We start from the raw sequence: 19,828 nt of genomic DNA, 5'->3' as shown, positions 1-19,828 counted from the left end.
TATAAATAAAAATTAAATAGAAAATTATGATTTCTCGTTATCTTGTGTAACGGTTCTGCGTTTGATTATATCGCTAGAGTAGCCAGTGAATGCAATGCTTTTCGATAGGCTTTTTTCTTTGAGTCAGGGCTTAAATCTGGTGTTGAATCTAAGCTCGCGTCTACCTTGCCAAACTCACTTCTCACGATAAGGCCTTCGATGAAGGTCATGACTGATTCACTGCGTAATTCTAATGTCGCAGCGTCAACCTCTTCGCCACTACTCACCACGTCATGAATAGTGTTCTTAAGCCAAACCTTGTGCTGTCGCGAGAGCATCGCAATGTCATCTTCCGACTCTTTAAATTCGGCTAGCGCGTGCATGAACATGCAGCCTTTGAAGTCAGCTTGTTCAAACCACGCAAGGTGCCAATCTAACAGCGCATCGAGTTGGTTTTGTAACCCAGAAGTTGATGATAGCGCCGCTTCTAAGCTCGATTCGAAACGCTGATGACGCCTTTCTAACACGGCTTCAATTAACTTGGTTTTGGATCCAAAATGGCGGTACATGGATGTCTTGGAAACCGCCGCTTCGTCTCGGATCATATCCACCCCAACTGCGGTATAACCAAACTGATTAAACAACGACTCTGCTACATCCAGAATCAAATCTTTTTTACTCATCGTTCATCAACCTCAAATCGCTCTGAAATCGTAGAGCTCAATTTCTCGTTGCAAGAAGTGTACAGATCTGTATCATTCAAATCAAACGGTACAGATCTGTACACTTTCAATAAAAAGAGATAACGAAGAGGAAACGATTATGATCAGCAGACTATCTGGTGGTGGAAACCTTCCTCCGAAAGCAAGCATTAGCCAGCTTGTTAAAGGTTTTATTGGCGGTACGCTGGGCATCTTAATCTTGTGCTTATTAGCAGAAAGCTCTGGGTTTCCATGGCTAATGGCTCCATTTGGTGCGACGTGCGTACTACTGTTTGCGGTACCTACATCGCCGTTAGCTCAACCTAGAAACGTCATTGTGGGTCACTTTATTTCGGCTGCCGTGGGCTTAATCGCGTTGTATGGCTTTGGGGATTCCTACTTGACCATGGCAATCGCTGTCGGCTCATCCATCATGCTAATGCAATACTGTCGCGCGATTCACCCACCTGCTGGTGCTAATCCGATTGTGATAACTTTGGCAGGTATTGCGCATGTGGATTGGACATTCTTATTCACTCCCGTATTAATCGGAAGCATCGCTTTGGTTGGTATTGGTACGCTATTGAATAACAGCGATTCACAACAAAAATGGCCGTTATACTGGTTTGGTTCATCCAAGTCTTAGTCCGTTGAACTTCAATGGTAAGTATGGATTTTGACATCCAATTTAAAAGCAAATTGAAAGATCACATTGACCCTTGCATAAAATGGGCTTACTATTAATCGTCTTTTAACGATTATAAAAAGCGAAACATCAATATGAACGAAATTTGCTCTACAACTGGTGGCTGTGCTCTACCAATCGGACATGGTGATGCCGAAGCTGAAAAGCAAATGGCAGCTCTAGCGAAAGCGCTCGCTCACCCGGCAAGAGTACGTATATTGAGTATCCTTTCAACGTTAGAGAAATCGGGCGGTTGTTTGAACAGTGACTTGGTGAGTGAATTGGGTTTGGCTCAATCAACGGTATCTGAGCACTTACGAATCTTGAAGAACTCAGGCTTCATCACTGCTGAGGCGATACCACCGAAGATGTGCTATCGCATTAACCGAGATAATATTCAGCAATTTGAATCGCTTATCGACACCATTTTAAAATAGATTAACCACGCTTAGTTTGTCGAACACAATGAACTAAGTGTATTTTTTGCCTTTAAACATCGTTTTTCGACGATTAACGATACTAACCAAAGAGATAATATCATGAAACCAAAATTAGGTTTTCTCGATCGCTACTTAACGCTGTGGATCTTCATCGCCATGGGCATTGGTGTACTGCTTGGCACCTTGTTCCCACAAATCGAACAGTGGAACGAATCAATGTCTGTTGGCACAACCAACATTCCACTTGCGATTGGCCTTATCTTAATGATGTATCCACCTTTGGCTAAGGTTAACTACAACCTATTAGGTACTGTGGTCAAAGATAAGAAAGCCATCAAACTGTCTCTGATCATGAACTGGATTGTCGGCCCTATTCTAATGTTCGTGTTGGCACTGACTTTCTTGGGTGATCACCCTGGTTACATGGTGGGTGTAATTCTGATTGGTCTTGCTCGTTGTGTGGCGATGGTTCTGGTTTGGAACGATATCGGCGGCGGTAACAAGGAGTACGGCGCAGCATTGGTTGCATTGAATAGCGCATTCCAAGTCGTGACTTACAGCTTTATGGCGTGGTTATTCATCAGCGTTCTGCCGCCTGTATTTGGTTACGAAGGCATGATGGTTGATATCTCAATGATCGATATTGCACACAGTGTACTTATCTATCTAGGTATTCCATTCCTAGCAGGCTTCCTAAGCCGTAAAATCCTTGTGTCGATGAAAGGCGAACAGTGGTACAACGATGTGTTCATCCCTCGCATCTCGCCAATCACACTGATTGCTCTACTGGCAACGATCGTTCTAATGTTCAGCCTAAAAGGCGAGATGATTGTTGAGCTGCCAATGGATGTTCTATTGATTGCGGTTCCGCTGACTATCTACTTCATCGCAATGTTCTTCATCAGCTTCTTCATTGGTAAGAAGATGGGCATTGAGTACGACAAGAATGCATCAATTGCCTTCACAGCAACGGGTAACAACTTTGAGTTGGCTATTGCCGTAGCAATCTCTGTATTCGGTATCAACTCAGACCAAGCGTTTGCAGGCGTTATTGGGCCGCTGATTGAAGTACCTGTGCTGATTTACCTAGTGAACGTTGCACTTAAGATGAAAGACAAGTACTACAACGGTCAGACGGTTAAATCTAACATCTAGAAAAAAGCGGTATTACTAAAACAGAAAGGCTCACGCGTTAAGCGGTGAGCCTTTTTTTATTAAATCTCAAATTTCGTCCAATAAACCTTTTAGCGCTTGTTCAAGCCAAAGCAAAGCAGGCCCTTTCGAGCGTGTTTTAGACAAAACAAGATCAACGGGCGGCGACCATGTTTTGTGATCGAATGAGACATTAATCTCCACTAAACGTTGCTTATCCAACTCATCTTCGACAAGGTGTTTGGGTAAATATGCCCAACCAATGTCACTGCCGAGCACCACCTCTTTGATGACAATAAAGCTGTTTGACCACCATACCTTGCCGGCAATCAGCGGAAACTGATCCATCACCTTACCTTTGTCTCCCCTCAACATTAACTGACGATGCGGGAGTAAATCAGAAAGTTTCGCAACACCTGTTTTTGCGAGCGTATGACTTGGATGACACACAGCAATAAACGGCAAGTGGCCGATAAAACAAGGCTCAGAGCCGACGTCAAAAGCCAAGTTGGTAAACATTAATCCGATGTCGGCTTTTTCTTCGATAATGAACGGATTGACCTCTGTTGTGGTACACGCAACCAGTTCAACTTCAGTAGCAAGGAATTGTTTACTGAATTCACTAAGGATCTTAGATAGGTTCGGGACCAACAATGAATCATCTAATGCAATTTTGATGAGCCCCTCTTCCCCGCTCCCCATCGCATTAACCGTCACATTCAGATCTTCAACCTGGAGTACGATCGCTTTCACCTGTTTAAATAACTGCTCACCCGCTTTAGTTAGTGAAGGTTTTCGAGTCGAACGATCAAAAAGCTCAACATTAAAATCTATTTCAAGATTATTGATGCCTTGACTTACCGCTGACTGCACCTTGCCCAGTTGACGAGCACTGGCAGAAAATGACCCTAATTCAACGGCATACACAAACATTTTTAGCTGTTCAATATTGTACATTCGGTATCTCCCAAAACTTATCATCACCAAATGTGATACTAACTATCTTTATATTATCACTTAGATAGATATTATCTAGCCAAGTCATTAGCCCATAGAGGCTAGAAAAACATAAAGAGAGTAAAGAGATGTCACATAAAGAACGCATGTTACACATGGTGCTATTTGAAATAGTTGCTTTGGTTTTGATGGCCGTAGCGGCAACTTACATTGTTGGTGGCGGAGCAGTAAAAATGGCAGGCTTAGCGCTGTCTTTGTCGCTGATTGCAATGACATGGAACTACGTCTACAACTACGGTTACGACAAGATTTACGGTGCTGACCGCAGCAAACGAACCAAGAAAACACGTATTCTGCACGGCTTAGGTTTCGAGCTGGGTTTGATGTTAGTGTCGTTCCCACTACTGATGTGGGTACTTAAACTCGATTTCTGGACTGTATTGGTAATGGATATCGGGATTGTTATCTTCTTCGTGCTTTACGCGATTGCGTTCAACTGGGCGTATGACTCAATCCGAGCTCAGTTGGTTGCGAAAGGAAAAGTAAGTGTGCTGAATTAATAAAGCCGTCTTCAAAAGAAGACGGCTCATATTATTTACCTAAAGTAGAGATTATTTACTACGAGATAGCACTGTTCCCTTTAGATACATCGGACCATGCTGTTGTAATCGCAACGCGAGATTTACTATCAAGGTTATCGATAAAGCCATTGTCACCAGCCTGAGGCTCAAAAGCACTCATAGCTTGAACCAATGCATCAACCGCATTATTGGACAACACAGTATGATCTTGGGATGTGCCTTGATCTCCCATCGCCACAACAACTTGCGCACGGTTACCATTGAAGTAATCATTGAAAGTGACAGAACCAATGTGTTCAAACTTGGCTTGGTCAGTATCACTTTCAGGATCGCGCAGTATCGACAATTTAAGATCATAGCCACTGCGTTCTAACCACAATTTCTGCCAGTCAATCCCATTGAAAACAATGTTGTCTTCGCTGCGAATGTCTTCAACAAGGTTGTCAATGACGTCACCACTTACAACAAAGCTATCTACGCCAGTGCCGCCCTTGAAGGTATTTTGGAATCCACCAAGTACCATCACATCACTTCCTTCGCCACCATTGAACTGGCTGAACTTAGAAAGCGCAGCAGCAATTAGGTGATCATCACCTTCGCCACCGTTGAGCACCGCGTTATAACCCATTAACTTAACAACATCATTACCGCCACTAGCATTGATACGGTTGTAATTGCCAAAGACATTGGCGAAGTCATTACCAGCCCCCAACTCAACTTGGTTATTATTACCAATCGTAACTGAGTAGTCTTGGTCGCTGCCTGTATCAACACGGTTATAGTTACCAGATGTGACGACATAATCACGGCCAGTTCCAGTGTCAATTTCGCCACCTTCACCAAAGACAAACGACTCATCATCACCCGCGCCCAAGAACACGTGATTGATTCGTCCAGCAACGACGGCAGTATCATTGCCTTCGCCACCGAACATCATATTTTCACGTCCCATTAGCACGCCCATATCATTGCCTTCACCGCCGGTAAAGATATTAGATGTTCCTGTCGCATAGTAGACATCATCACCTCGACCACCCCAGAAGTTATTGTTATCTCCTAGGTACGCGCCGAGATCTTTACCATCACCACCCCAGTTGAAGTTGTAATTGCCTAAAGAAACGTTGATGTCTCCATCACCTTGCAAGTGACCGCTATTACGAAGGAAATCAAATGTTTTCTCCTTCATATTCAGTAGATCAGCCGTCAGGTTTTCTTTTAAGTTTTCCACCAGAGACTTCATTTCTGTTTGCTTATTTTCACTGAAAATGGTCGCAAACAAATTAGGTAGATTTAGCGAATTAAAACCAAATGCACGATCTTCTTTAGCGGAGCTATCTGCCGTTATTGCATCGCCGTTATCCTGAGTTCCAGTGACATTAGTGCCATTAACAGAAACGGATGAATTATCTTCTTCCTCTTGCGGTGCTTGTTCTTTCAAGCCGTGTGTTTCTGCGAACGTCTTAATGCCGTCAGCACCCATATTGACGCCCGACTCTAGGCTGTCTAGCAACTTAGCTGGGTCAACAAAGGCTTGTAATTGATCGCCACTAAACTCACCAACAACTTCCAGCATTTCTTTTAGGATTGCGACACCATCTACTGATTCGCCAGTACGAGACACAATATGTCCTGCTGCTGTGTAATCCACACCGAAGATATCACCTAACGTCGTCTCTGCACCTACACCGGCAAGTTGGCCTAGAAGCTTATTTTTTAACTGACGAGGAAGATCTTCGGGGCTGTAAGTAAACGTTGTTTTAGCTTGCCCCGTTGTGGAAAATTGTTGAGTCATAAGACCAAACAACGAACCCAAATTGGTATCAAGAATCGATTGGATATTATCACCGAACATAAAGTTCCAGTTACCCGTCGTCACTTGAATATCAGCACCTTGGCCACCAACAGCAAAGTTAAACGCTAGCTTCTCATTCGCTTGACGGAACTTATCTGCACGACTCATTTTACTTGAGTCAGAGTTATCACTTCCGCCTAACCACTGGTTGTATTGCTTGTTTAACGTCGCTTCAGCGTCATTTTTCAAGCCGCGGCTACTGCGTTCATTTTGAGAATCCAAGTCAACCAAGCTTGTGTAATCAACACTGCTACTCTGATCTAAGCCAGACATATCTTTAACGAACTTTTTAGCCCCAGATAATGTCCACTGCTGCTCTTGAGCAGCTAACCAATCTTGACCTTCACCAGAACTCGCTATGCTTTTTAACACACCAGAAATTCGAGAGGCGCCGTCAAACGGATTAACCAGAGGAGGCGTAGGAATTGATTTATCCATCATCACAATAAGATCGTTGCTTTGCCCCAAATTGAAGCTCACATTGCGATTACCGATGAACATCTGTGCGCCTTCTAGAGCTTGATATCCGCCAATATCAAAGCTGTGTTTACTTTCCCCGTCACCAACATGAACCATCACATTGTTGTCACCAAAAGCTAGAGATTTAAATCCACCTTTACCTACTTTAATACCTACGTTCGAAGTGCCCCAGTTAACTGCAGTAAACTCACCATCACCGACATTAACTTGGATATTGCCAGAATAACTGAGCTTGCTCTTACTGCTACCAGATGATGAGGATTCTGTATCATTCTTGCGTTTTTCTGGTGCATTGAACACATCACTGTTTTCAGCAATTGCGCCGCGAGCTAGATCATCAACGTCGCTAGTGCCCACTCGAGAAAGATCGATGTCTCCTTCTGCGATACCATTTCTGATACGCTCATGTTTTTCTGTCACTTTGCCTTGTTCATCCCGACTAAGTGTCACTTTGTTGCTTTTCTCTTTTTGTACCCAATTACCATTTTCGTCACGGGTATGTTTACGACCATTCGAGTCAACAGCAACTTCTGAGCTACGGACAGAAACATCGCTGCGGATATCGTTGTCACCCATAGATTGAATAAGAAGTCTTCCGAAGCCATTTTGTTTGTCATCACTGATTAACGAACAACCGACTACACTAATATGATCAGGGGTAGCCTTCACATTTTCAGCTTCACTAAACGCTTGGTTGAACGCTGCTAGTTTCACGGCTAACTCATCTGCGCTGTAACCGCTTAGATGAGTATTATTGTTTTCAGATTCATCACGACCATGACCAACTAGTTGCCAACGTAATTGTCCAGTTGACTTGTCTTTAGGTAACTTAGACGGATCACCGTAAACCACACGATAATTACCGTCTGAGTCTAGTTGAACAACCACGGTACTATCTGGATGTTTACCTGCTAAATTTTCAGCTGCTTTGGAAACCGAAGAATCATTCTCCATTTGAATAATGATTTGACCGTCAAAGCGCGTTTCACCACCGTCAGATTGAGGGGATACTATGAGGCGCTCCCAACTGTTAACGTCTTTGTTTTTAACCGTGTCATCCGAGCTATTTAAGCTTGCTCGGAAATCAATCTTAGGTTTGTTCGCCACATCATCGTAGACAGTGCGTAAAGTCTTATCATCTTGTTCGATGACAAACTGATCCGAGGCACTCACTTTGAGTGCAGGCAACCCTAAACGATGGGTAATACCTGGAACAAAGCTCTCGATGCCTTTATGTGACTGCAAGTGCGCTTTCCCGTAGATAGCGACAAACTTTTCACCATCAGGAAGAGCTTGCAATGCATCGACGGCAACGTTGTTCGCAGCACCAGCACGGTACATCAAGCCATGCTCTGTACCTTGAACTGTAGGTCGCGCTGTACTATTTGCATCTAGAGCAAGAATACGCATCCCGTTAGCACGGGCGTTTTCAAACAACGTAATATCTAAATGCTTAGTTTTGATCATTGCACTCAGCTCACTAGACATAATGCCTGTGGACAAATAGTTGTCGATCAGTGGTTGGGCAAGGTCGGAACGGAGATGCTCTAAGCCGATGACAGTCACACCTTGCTTTTTGAGCGCGTCCATTTGTTCATTAACAAAGCGCAAACCATTCACATCGCTTCCATGAACTTCCCCAATTAGAAGGCCTTTGCGATCGTTGAGAAGTACTGACAATTGTTCTTCAACACCGCCTTTCGCATCCGCAAGCTTGTCGCTTAACTCATCATAACCAGCACCAGAATAACGGCGATCCCAATTGTCGACGTCGGTCTCATGACTGCTGCGATATATACCCTCAATGTGATCCATACGATCTGTCTCAAGCTGAGATATATAGCCTTGATCAGCGAATTTTTTCAGCAATATCATTTCAGCGGAATCACTGGTCGTTAAGTCAGACTTTTTAGCGGCTTCTTTCAAGAAGTAGAAAGCCATTTGTACCGACTCAACCCCCGTCAAATCCTGAAGCTCCTGATAGCTATAGCCAAGGTGAACGGTTTTTGTTGCCTCATCCAAAACAGCTTTGCTAAGCAAGTCAGCCGACTGTGATTTTTCTAACCATAGTTTAAAGTCAGAATACTGTTCACCAAGCTCGATGTGGTACTTCGCATCAAAGCCCAAGTCACTCGGAGTTTCTCCTGCATAACCTTGTTTTGGCGATAAGTATGGGTCTTCATTAGCCCAGCGCACCATCATGTCCGTTAGGCCAACATGCTCGCCATTTGCTTCTTCCATAGCAACAACATAAATACGAGCGGCCAAATCAGTTCGCGTCTGTGCAATAGCATCAATGCTCTCTTGGGTTACTTTCATCTTGCCACTGAACAGCGCCGTGTTTACTTGCTCTTTCAATGTCGTCAACGCAAGGTTACGTCCAGAGGTTGGATGTTCTGCCAAATAATGATTTATCTGCTTGTTCAGTTCAAAACTCGCCCCCACCTGATCTCGACCAATAGAACTATGCACTAATTCAACTTGATCCAAGATGGCTTGATAAGAAGCACCAATCGGTTTAGCAAAGACTTTACCGCCATCTTTCAACTCTTGCTTCGTCATGATGGTAGACAAATCAGCGACTAATTTTGTCTTGTTTCCTAACGATTCAAGGTCTGTTATTTTTACTTCTGTTGACTTCTTAATTGGTGTTGCGTCAAAGACAGGTAAATCAAGAATTCCCTGCAATGTCGTCTTGTCACCTAATGTAGGCTTGTAAGTAGCTAACGTATTGCCATCCATCACCACCACGCGGTTGAAGATCGCTTCACCTACGTCGTTTTTACCCAGCTTGTAGCTTTGAGCCATGTTCAGATCGGACTTGCCGAAGAAACGCGTTAGGTAAGCACCAAATTTCTCTGCTGACGAGAACTCAACAATGCCAGCATTTGGATCATAGAAGCCGTAAACACGGTCGTCGCCTGAACCTTTTGCCCAAGCCGCCATCGCGTGACCCGGCGCATCAAGCTCCAACAACACAGGTTTACCGTTAGCCGATACATCGGTGATCTTTTCAACCACACCGTTTACGGTAAGCGCTTGCTTCCCTTCCAGCTTTTCCTGCCATACTTTCATCGACGTATCATGCATTGGGTTCTTCGCATGAATCGCCGCCAAGCTGCTGAGCAACTTGCTTGCATTGGCTTTTTCACTGTCTGAGTACAGCGTTGGATTGCTCAGCACCGCTGCCGCAGAGTACATCTTCTCTAGCAGTTGCCTTGCAATACCAGTTTGACCATCGCTTTCTAACTGTTTCGCGACAAGAACAAGTTTAGAAAGTGGATCACAGCGTCCACCAAAACCGTCGTTCGATAGGTTCAACAGCATTAACTGCGGTGCGAGTTGCTCGGTGGCTTTCGCATCCACCACTCCAGCAGAGGCAATCTCACGGAACAGTCGGTTATACTTCTCAGACTTGTTCTGGAAAGTCACTTTCAGCGCACGACTTTCGATTTCCCAAGCAAGCGCACCTTTTTGCTCTGCACTCCAGTTGCCCTTAACAAACAGATCGACCAGTTTCTTGATGCTCATATCTGAATGGAAGCCGTCAACGATGTCTTTCGCATGGTCGTTTTTGTAACCATTTAGGAAATCTTTGGTGGTACGAATATCTTTCGATTTTCCTGGTACGCTAGTATCCGGTTTCAGCGCGTCGCCATAGCGTTTAAAGTCTTTCTCTAGTCCTTTAAGCACTTCGCCCGCTTCTACCGCCGCTTGCTCAGCATTGAACAGACCCGAGACAATTTGATCAGCGTACTGCCCCATCAAGCGGTTGCTCGCTTCGTGGCCATAGAAGGTTTGTTCACCCGTGACGTTGTAGCCAGCAATCGCGAGTTTGGCACGCAGCTTCTCGCCTTCTTCACCTAGACCTTCGTTGTCTGTTAGCAGCAGAACTGGCGTATCTTTTGGCAAGCCTTTAAGGTTCTTCTCTACTGAGAATTGACCGTTCACGGCTTTCGCAATAGCCCCTACAATGCCCGCAGGGTTCGCCACTTCATGAGCTGTAATAGCTTTAGTCATACTTGGCATAGGACGGTCAAGCAATAAGCCCGAAACCGCTTGGCCATTTTGAGCAGCGAAACGCGCGAGATCAGCCGCAATCGGACCACCCATTGAGTAGCCGTGAATTATGATGTTGCTTGGGTCAATACCCTTGTCATTCACTAGGTAATTGAACATGGTGCGAGCGTCTTGATACAAGCCTTTTTCGCTTGGTCCGCCGTCGCTTTCACCATAGCCTCGCAGGTTGACTGCGAGCATGTCGATGCCTTGTTTCTGGTAATGACTGCGAATCGCACTCGCTTGTTCTTCAGCAGAAGAACCAGAACCGTGTAGGAACAGCACTACTTTACCGTTCCCTACACTCTCTTCGCCTTCAGATGCTTTAGCCCCCTTATGGAAGTATCCTGACAAACGACCAGCTTCACCTTTCAGAGTCACTTTTTGAGACTCGCCTTTTTCGACAGCAAACCCTAGCAATGTTTGGGTGATATCACCAACCTTACGACGAGCATCTTTAGTTCCGAACAACTCATTGTTTAGGAATCGAGTTAACGGGCTAACAGACTCTTTGTCGCGCGGTGGCGTACCATCATTTTCAATCGCTACGTTTTCTTTGTGCTTCTCATTGCCTGATAAGACATCACTAACTTCCGGTTTACTGATTGGCGTTGCATCAAACACAGGCAAATCAAGGATTCCCTGCATAGTCGTCTTATCACCAATTGTCGGCTTATAACTCGCTAACGTGTCGCCATCCATCACCACCACGCGGTTGAAGATCGCTTCACCTACGTCGTTTTTACCCAGCTTGTAGCTTTGAGCCATGTTCAGATCGGACTTGCCGAAGAAGCGCGTTAGGTAAGCACCAAATTTCTCTGCTGACGAGAACTCAACAATGCCAGCATTTGGATCATAGAAGCCGTAAACACGGTCGTCACCTGAGCCTTTTGCCCAAGCCGCCATCGCATGCCCCGGCGCATCAAGCTCCAACAACACAGGTTTACCGTTAGCCGATACATCGGTGACCTTTTCAACCACACCGTTTACGGTAAGCGCTTGCTTCCCTTCCAGCTTTTCCTGCCATACTTTCATCGACGTATCATGCATTGGATTCTTCGCATGGATAGCTGCCAAGCTGCTGAGCAACTTGCTTGCATTGGCTTTTTCACTGTCTGAGTAAAGCGTTGGATTACTCAGCACCGCCGCCGCAGAGTACATCTTTTCCAGCAGTTGTCTTGCAACGCCGGCTTGACCATCGTTTTCTAGCTGCTTTGCGACCAGAACAAGTTTAGAAAGTGGATCACAGCGTCCACCAAAACCGTCGTTCGATAGGTTCATCAGCATTAACTGTGGTGCAAGTTGCTCGGTGGCCTTCGCATCCACCACTCCAGCAGAGGCAATCTCACGGAACAGTCGGTTATACTTCTCAGACTTGTTCTGGAAAGTCACTTTCAGCGCACGACTTTCGATTTCCCAAGCAAGCGCACCTTTTTGCTCTGCACTCCAGCTGCCCTTAACAAACAGATCCACTAGTTGCTTGATGCTCATGTCTGAGTGGAAGCCGTCAACGATATCCTTGGCATGGTCGTTTTTGTAACCATTTAGGAAATCTTTGGTAGTACGAATGTCTTTCGATTTTCCTGGTACGCTAGTATCCGGTTTCAGCGCGTCACCATAACGTTTAAAGTCTTCCTGTAGTCCTTTAAGCACTTCGCCCGTATCTACCTTCGCTTGTGTCGACGTGCTCGTCTCACTGCTTTCGATATAAGGCGCGGTGATTTTTTCCCATTTATCAGCATGCTGCGTCATTAACCATTCGGCTTTGTGATTCGCAGAAGCACTGGATTTAGGCTTTTTAACTGGGGGTTGGCCTTTGCTTGCGCGATACTCCTGATACCAAGTATCGAAATCATCACTACCACTAACCAAGGCGTTCACTTCAGCAATAATGGCTTTACGGCTTGCAGAATCAAAATGATCGAGAGCCTTCACATCAACTTTTGCCGTGGATTCTGTTTTAGGCACAAATTCACTTAACACGTTCGGCACGCTGCGGAACTCAAACAAGATAGCGGGCTCTGGCTGCTGCACATTTCCTGTCGTAGCGTTGTTGATGCCATGTCCTGCCACTTCGCCGCCATACTGGAAGTATTCAAATACACTCTTAGCAAGGCTTTCTGAATATGAACCTTTCAGCTTGCCTATGATTTGTTGTCTCACGTATCGTGAATCATCTGCACTAAGAAGTTCCAGCATTTTGACAGGCTTAGTTCTTGGCAAAATCTCCCAAGCATTTTTTACTTTCGGATCGGTTAACCCTTGAGCGTTTGGAGAGAAACCCTCCGATGCAGGATCCCAATCATTGATGTAGATACCGTACTCTTTGGCCAGATCTGCAGTTTTTGAATAGACCGATGTGAGATAGGCATACACGTTTTGCGCAGCCGTCGGATCATCTAGTTTGTGCTCATTAGAGTTGACTAAAAATTCATCTCTAAGTCCCGACTGGTACCAAGGTGCCGATTCTAGAAGTCTGACTTCCAATGAAGAACTTGAACCAAATTCTTTCGCACTAATGCCCATCGTGGCTTGTTGTCCACTAGGGGTCATCCCTATTGTCTGCCCTTGAGCTTCAATTGCAGTGCCGTTACCAGCCGCGATGAGGTGCTTCGAATTCGAGATAACCAGCGTAAAGTGTCCATCATCACTCACCAATTGAGGTAAGCTTTGGTGGTTTGACTGGTTGATATGGCCTGTAAACTCTTTCGCTAACCAGAGCATTGCTTCTTTACGACTTTCAATCGCCGTCGTATCACTGGTTTCACTAGGATACGTAACCAATTCAATTGTATGCGTCTGCCAGTTGTTCACTCCATTGATATCCGTAATACGAGCTGGGTTGCTATAACCGCCTTGATTCATATCTTTGGTTAACATGAACAATGGGTTACCTTGTGAATCATGCACATACCCAAACGTCTGTGCTGAATTCTTAGGTAAAACAACAACTAGACCAGATAGTTCGTTTTCTATACCAATTGATGTCGAGGCAAAATGGCTTTGAAACCCAGGAACACTTTTTGAACTATGTTGACCCGTTGCTTGATTTCCTTGTCCACCACTTAACCCTTCTAAGTCCACCCCTGAAATACGGATCTCTTTTCGAGCCACATCCTGAGAGTGCGTGGTTGGCAGCACAATACTATCGGCTTTGCTCTCAGTGAACAGAGAAGTAATTGAGCTTCCGGTATTTTTAGAACGAATGCCCGCATTGATTTGTAGTCGATTTACAGCTTGTACCGCACCGTCTAACGCTTCTTGTTCTTGATCGGTTAATCCTTCACTGAATCGACCGTCGGCACTCTGTGGATTTACCGTATCGACATTGCTACTGGTTGTCTCTTCACTTTGAGTAAAGTGACTTTCATTAGATAAGCCGCTGCCAGAGGCACCTTGACGATCAGGGCGGTCATTTTCATTTTGCTTAGAACCTTTCGCGTCCGCTTGTGCTTGATTTGCTTTATTTTCAGCATTTCTTGCATCACTATTACCACGTTCTTCAGCGTTTCTAGCTGAATTATTGGCATTCGATTCAGCTTGTTTAGCTTCATTGGTTTTCGTGGTCGCTTCTGCTTTACGTGCATCAGCATCGGCTTTAGCGTCCGCAATATCTTGCTCTGCAATAGAGCGATTCTCTTCGCCTTTCGCAACGCCTACTTCTGATTTGGCCACCGAATCGTTGACGTTCTTTTGGTTGTCTTCATGAGCCTGTTTCGCATCCGCGAGCTGCTCACCAGACACATCTTTGGCATTGTCTAATTGGGTTTGTACATCCTTTAGAAGACCACCAGCGAAACGATCGCGCCAATGATCACCAGACACCCCCGTGTATTCAGCTTTATTGCCAAGTACATCAAGACCTTGAGCCATTGCCGTTAGGTCTCTAGTTACCGCTTCAGACTCTTCGTTCACAGCGTCGCGCTGCGCTTGACCATTACTCTCTAATGCTTCTTGATCGGTGGATTCTAATTGAGCCTGAGAACCTGAAACAACTTCAAGTTGTTTCTGCTTTTCTTGCTCTAAACGCTGGCGATCGGCTTCCGCTCGTTCTTTGTCAGACATTGCATTTTTTGCAGCTTGATTTTGTTCCGCATTATCGGCAACAGCATTAGCTTGATGTGACGTTTCAGATTTCGCCACCACATTATCTAAAACATAGCCCAACCCATCATTATGGCCTGTGCCTTTGAATTCTATTCGGTTGCTGCCAGAATTTGCAGTCAACTTAAGTGTTTTTTGTTGCCAAGCTGCTTCATCGCCAGAGGTTGAGAATACAACATCACCGTTCCAGAGAACCTCTATGCCTTCGTTGCTTGAAATGCCTGCACGCTTTGCAAAATCAAAGCTAACCGCAATGACTTCACCTTCCGCTAAATCAGTTAAATCTTGAGAGAGACTTGTATTAGTATAAGTATCTAGCTCTGTTACACGTGAGCCGTGGCCTTCGCCACTTACGCCATAAGCACTACTTGAATATGATGCTTCTACACCATGGCTAGACTGCCAACCATCGCCACCTTGTTCAAAATCGCCGTTAACGATCAGGTTAGGTGCTTGCGCTTGATCTGAAGATTCTTCGATGTTGAGTTCATTTTCCATGTTGCTGAGATCAGGTGTTTCAACGTTGGTCACGCTTCCACTTAACCCGTCTCCTAGATCGGAACCTACTTCTTCGATTTCATCCAGAGCGAAACCATCAAGTTTCGTGATTTCAGGCGTTGAAATCGCACCTCGCCCTTTCTGAATTCCTGATGACGAAGCTTCATCTCCTTGAACTAGGTAATTAATAGCTTGGCTGCCACCCACTCCAAGAAGAGTTTGTTTAATATTATCAAACAGTGCGGAAAGCTTATTGCTGCTAGTGTTACTTGACGCGACAGCTAGGCTATAAAAATCACCGTTACCCACTTTGATAGCAACGTTATTTCTGGCATAAGAAGCGTTAATCCCTAAGCCGTCACCTACGTGAATATTCACGTTTGCTTTGCCTTTCATCACCGCAACATTTAGACCGTCACCCACTTTGGTGTTGACGTTATATTTGCCCCATGCAACGTTAACTGAAATACCGTCACCAATTTTGGTGTTGATATTCGCATCACCATAGGCCGCCGTTACACTCAGGCCATTACCCACGGTTGTCGTAATATTGGCTTTACCTTTTGCCGCCGTGACCTGCATACCATCACCGACTTTAGTGACGATATTGCCTTTACTCCAAAGCGCGTTGAAGCTATCTCCGTCACCCACTTGAGTAACGATGTTCGCTTCACCTTTCGCTAAAACAACATTACGGCCATCACCCACTTTCGTAATGATATTCGCTTTGCCCCAAGCTCCCGTGTAATCATCGCCATTACCGACGTGAGTAATGACATTCGCCTTACCTTGAACCACAGAAACTTCTTGGCCATCACCTACTTTGGTAATGATGTTCGCTTCACCTTTGGCGAAGTTGTATCGATCACCGTTACCGACGTGAGTGAAGATATTTGCTTGCCCCCATGCCACGTTAACGCCTAATCCATCACCCACTTTTGTGATGATGTTAGCTTTACCTTTCGCCAAACCAACAGTCGTACCATCACCCACATGGGTCATGATATTGCCCACTTTTGATATCAGTAAACCAACGGTGGTTCCTTCGCCAACTTTGGTTAAGATATTACCTTTACCCGCTAACACAGCTGCGGTTGTTGCATCACCAACATGGGTCACTACATTTGCTTTCGCAGCTGCGACAACACCCATGAAGTCATCACCGACTTTAGTTATGATATTCGCTTCACCAAGGGCTAGTACGCCAGTAAGACCATCTCCTACGTGAGTCATAATGTTTGCTTTACCAAACATCGCGGCTAAGGTTGTTCCATTACCCACTTTCGTCATCACGTTTAGTTCGCCAGCAAATAAACCTAAGCTTGTGCCATCACCAACGTGAGTATAGATATTCGCTTTACCGATCATTAATGCAGCAGTTAGGTCATTACCCACTTTAGTCATGATATTGGCTTGGCCAAGCATTGCAGCAAACGTGCTGCCATTACCCACCTGAGTGAATATATTTGCGTTACCTACCATCGCGGCTATCGAAGTACCATTGCCCACTTTGGTAGCGATATTACCTTTCGCCACCATTAATGCGACTGTTGTACCGTCACCAATATGCGTAAAGACATTGGCTTCCGCGACCATAAGCGCTAATGCATCACCATTACCAACCTTGGTAAATACATTGCCTAGGCCACCCATTAGCGCCCACGCGTTCCCTTCACCAACGTGAGTAAAGATATTGCCTACGCCGATCATAGCTGCTATTGAAGTGCCGTCGCCTACTTTGGTGAAGATATTACCCGCAGCACCCATTACGCCAATTGTTTGGCCATCGCCGACATGAGTCAGTACGTTACCAATACCTAACATAATGCCAGTGGTATCACCATCGCCTACCTTGGTCAGAATATTCGCCCCACCAACCATAACGCCAGTTGTCGAGCCATCACCAACATGTGTAAGTACGTTAGCGCCTCCTCCCATAACGGCAAGCGCGTTGCCATTACCTTTTTTGGTTAGGATGTTTGCACCACCAAGTGCGACTGCTGTCGTATTTGAGGCTGTCTCATCACCGCTAATATGAGTAATGATATTGGCACCACCAAGCATACCCGCCGTGAGGTCACCGTCACCCACTTTAGTCATGACATTCGCGCCACCGACAAGTACAGAAGCGATGTCACCCTTACCAACCTGTGTCATGACATTAAAGCCACCGACCGCTAACCACAACCCATTGCCAGAACCAATTTGGGTGTGCGTGTTGTAGCCGCCTAGCATAGTCAAACGACTATTACCGTTACCTTTGTGAACTGAAATATTGCCATAAGCAAGTAAGTGAGCTAAATATTCGCCATCACCAACACGAACCAATACATTGACCGCACCGCCTGCATAGACATCCATTTTGCCTTGCTTGCTCTGATGGACTAATACGTTAGCCAAGCCAGCACCACGGAAAGTGAGATCGCCTTCATCGCCACTTTTAACAATAACGTTAGCCGCGCCACCACCAATAAATTCAGTATCACCAAACTTAGAGCTGTGAAGGATAACGTTGGCAATCCCTCCACCATTAAAATGAACATCACCGCGGGTAACATTGGACTTGATGACGTTCCCACCACCAACACCATTAAAGCGCACATCTCCTGAGCTTTCACCGGTATCTGTAGCAGGTTTGATCAATGCTTGTTCATTGTACTCGTCAATATCTGCGACCGTTTCGCTAGTACTTCTCACCGCATTTACACTGTACTGTAGATCACTCAGCGAATATCCACCTCGACCCATTGAGTGATAACCATTTGCTGACGAAATATCCTCATTGGCCAAATTTCCGGTGTAATTACCTTCTTTGTACCAAGAACGGGCCTGGTACTTTAACTCGCCAGTTTCTGAATCATTTGCTAATTCAACCACCACAATTTTTGTATAAGGGCCAAGTACTTTCGCATATACATACGTGTTTGATTTACGATTTGACTTAACACCTTTAACATCAACTGTTGTGCCATTTGTAGAAATGGCATGGCCACCCATTTTTGCATCGGCCAAAACAACATCTTCAGCATCGATTAAGGCACCGTTTGCGTATGTAACCCATTCATATTCAGTCAGGTCTTTCTCAACAGCATGAACGGTTACTGGCTGTTGATGTTCCACCGTAAGATCAGATAGTGTATACGCGCCATTAATGTTGACAGCATTGAACCCTCCCTGAGAAGAGATATCTAGATCTGATAAGTTTTCAAGGTGATTACCCGCTTTATACCAAGCGGTAGAGTAGTACTCTAACAAGCCAGTTTGAGGATCGTTACGAAGCTGAACTTTGTTGATTTTTGTATAAGTATCGTCTGCGAATGCAAACAGGTAAGTATTAGGTTCACGAGATGACCTGATGCCAGTTACTTGATGATTTTGACCAACCCAAGAGCCACTCATGACAGCCTTAGTAAGCACGATTTCATCGGCATTGGCATTGGCTAACCCTTCGCCTTCGAAATCGTTACCAGACCCTTTACGGGTAATCTTATTGTAAGCCCCGCCTCCAGAGAAATGAATATCACCGTGTGCCACATCAGAATAGATACTATTGTATCCACCAACACCTTCAAAGCGAATATTGCCACGTGTTTCCACATAGACATCATCCGATTGTCGCGTACGTTCAATACGGTTTGATGCGCCCGCACCCTGCAATGTTATATCACCGACTTTACCTTTTCGAACGAGATGGTTATCGGCACCAGCACCACGGAAAGTGATATTACCCGTTTCTACTCGTGAGCTAATACTGTTGGCCGCACCAACACCATCAAACGTTACATTACCGCGAGAACCCTGGTATTTATTGAACCAAGTTCGGTCAAGTTTGTTTCCGGCCCCAGCTCCAGTAAAGGATAAATTACCTTGATTGGTTTCATGCCAAAGGCTGTTATAGCCACCAGCACCACCAAACGTCACATTACCACTTAGACCTTTACGGGTTATCCCATTATATGCAGCAACACCGCCATAATTTACGTCACCGCGATTACCTATATGATCAATAGATACTCCGCCAGCAGCGCCAGCGAATGAAACATTCCCATCTCCACTTTTGTTAATGTCCGCATACCCGGCAGCACCTTTTACATTTAGGTTGCCAACAGAGTCTTCTACTCTTAGATATGCCGCACCACCTACTACCGTATCATTTCCACTACCCGTATAAACCGTCGCCCCAATTGAACCGACAGTGATGTGATCATCACCTCCACGAGCATGTATTTCGCCGCCAAAACCGATAGCAACAATGTTGTTGTTACCTTCATCGGCGGAATAGTTCCCTGTAAAGAAGTATTCAACACTTCTCCAAAATGGTTTTCCCATAAAAAAAACTC

Annotated in this window: 7 protein-coding genes; 4 read left to right on the top strand and 3 right to left on the bottom strand. The window is 45.1% G+C overall.

What is annotated here, in order from left to right; genetic code table 11:
- Positions 1-65: 65 nt before the first annotated feature.
- Positions 66-662 (bottom strand): TetR/AcrR family transcriptional regulator, encoded by a 597-nt coding sequence (locus IHV80_RS18100; RefSeq protein ID WP_192891730.1) that lies wholly within the window; start codon positions 660-662, stop codon positions 66-68.
- A 139-nt stretch (positions 663-801) separates the two neighbouring features.
- Here IHV80_RS18100 and IHV80_RS18095 point away from each other — a divergent pair, with 139 nt between their 5' ends.
- The 3 genes from IHV80_RS18095 to arsB all read left to right on the top strand — a co-directional run bounded on the left by IHV80_RS18095 (position 802) and on the right by arsB (position 2,960).
- The gene (locus tag IHV80_RS18095) at positions 802-1,326 is read left to right on the top strand and encodes an HPP family protein (protein WP_192891729.1); all 525 of its coding nucleotides are present in this window, start codon (positions 802-804) and stop codon (positions 1,324-1,326) included.
- 134 nt (positions 1,327-1,460) lie between these two features.
- The gene (locus tag IHV80_RS18090) at positions 1,461-1,802 is read left to right on the top strand and encodes an ArsR/SmtB family transcription factor (RefSeq protein WP_192891728.1); all 342 of its coding nucleotides are present in this window, start codon (positions 1,461-1,463) and stop codon (positions 1,800-1,802) included.
- A 102-nt stretch (positions 1,803-1,904) separates the two neighbouring features.
- Entirely contained in the window at positions 1,905-2,960 is a 1,056-nt protein-coding gene (gene arsB / locus IHV80_RS18085; protein ID WP_192891727.1) for an ACR3 family arsenite efflux transporter, read from the top strand.
- A gap of 66 nt (positions 2,961-3,026) precedes the next feature.
- On the opposite strand, the gene IHV80_RS18080 is transcribed toward arsB, so the two are convergent.
- A complete protein-coding gene (locus IHV80_RS18080; RefSeq protein ID WP_192891726.1) occupies positions 3,027-3,914 on the bottom strand; it encodes a LysR family transcriptional regulator in 888 nt (295 codons plus the stop codon).
- A gap of 128 nt (positions 3,915-4,042) precedes the next feature.
- Between IHV80_RS18080 and IHV80_RS18075 the strand changes: the two genes are divergently transcribed.
- Positions 4,043-4,474 (top strand): PACE efflux transporter, encoded by a 432-nt coding sequence (locus IHV80_RS18075; protein WP_192891725.1) that lies wholly within the window; start codon positions 4,043-4,045, stop codon positions 4,472-4,474.
- A gap of 58 nt (positions 4,475-4,532) precedes the next feature.
- Here the strand turns inward: IHV80_RS18075 and rtxA are convergent, their stop codons facing one another.
- Positions 4,533-19,817: an MARTX multifunctional-autoprocessing repeats-in-toxin holotoxin RtxA gene (gene rtxA, locus IHV80_RS18070; protein WP_192891724.1), complete on the bottom strand. Its 15,285-nt coding sequence runs from the start codon at positions 19,815-19,817 to the stop codon at positions 4,533-4,535.
- Between the last annotated feature and the right edge of the window lie 11 nt (positions 19,818-19,828).

Origin of the sequence: Vibrio bathopelagicus, assembly GCF_014879975.1 — a bacterium.
GTDB lineage: Bacteria > Pseudomonadota > Gammaproteobacteria > Enterobacterales > Vibrionaceae > Vibrio > Vibrio bathopelagicus.
The sequence above is the reverse complement of the archived record's forward strand: the minus strand, read 5'-3'. Positions and strand labels throughout refer to the sequence as shown.

Coding starts and splice junctions, on each gene's coding strand:
- IHV80_RS18100 (WP_192891730.1), bottom strand. CDS start 662: ATGAGTAAAAAAGATTTGATTCTGGATGTAGCAGAGTCGTTGTTTAAT.
- IHV80_RS18095 (WP_192891729.1), top strand. CDS start 802: ATGATCAGCAGACTATCTGGTGGTGGAAACCTTCCTCCGAAAGCAAGC.
- IHV80_RS18090 (WP_192891728.1), top strand. CDS start 1,461: ATGAACGAAATTTGCTCTACAACTGGTGGCTGTGCTCTACCAATCGGA.
- arsB (WP_192891727.1), top strand. CDS start 1,905: ATGAAACCAAAATTAGGTTTTCTCGATCGCTACTTAACGCTGTGGATC.
- IHV80_RS18080 (WP_192891726.1), bottom strand. CDS start 3,914: ATGTACAATATTGAACAGCTAAAAATGTTTGTGTATGCCGTTGAATTA.
- IHV80_RS18075 (WP_192891725.1), top strand. CDS start 4,043: ATGTCACATAAAGAACGCATGTTACACATGGTGCTATTTGAAATAGTT.
- rtxA (WP_192891724.1), bottom strand. CDS start 19,817: ATGGGAAAACCATTTTGGAGAAGTGTTGAATACTTCTTTACAGGGAAC.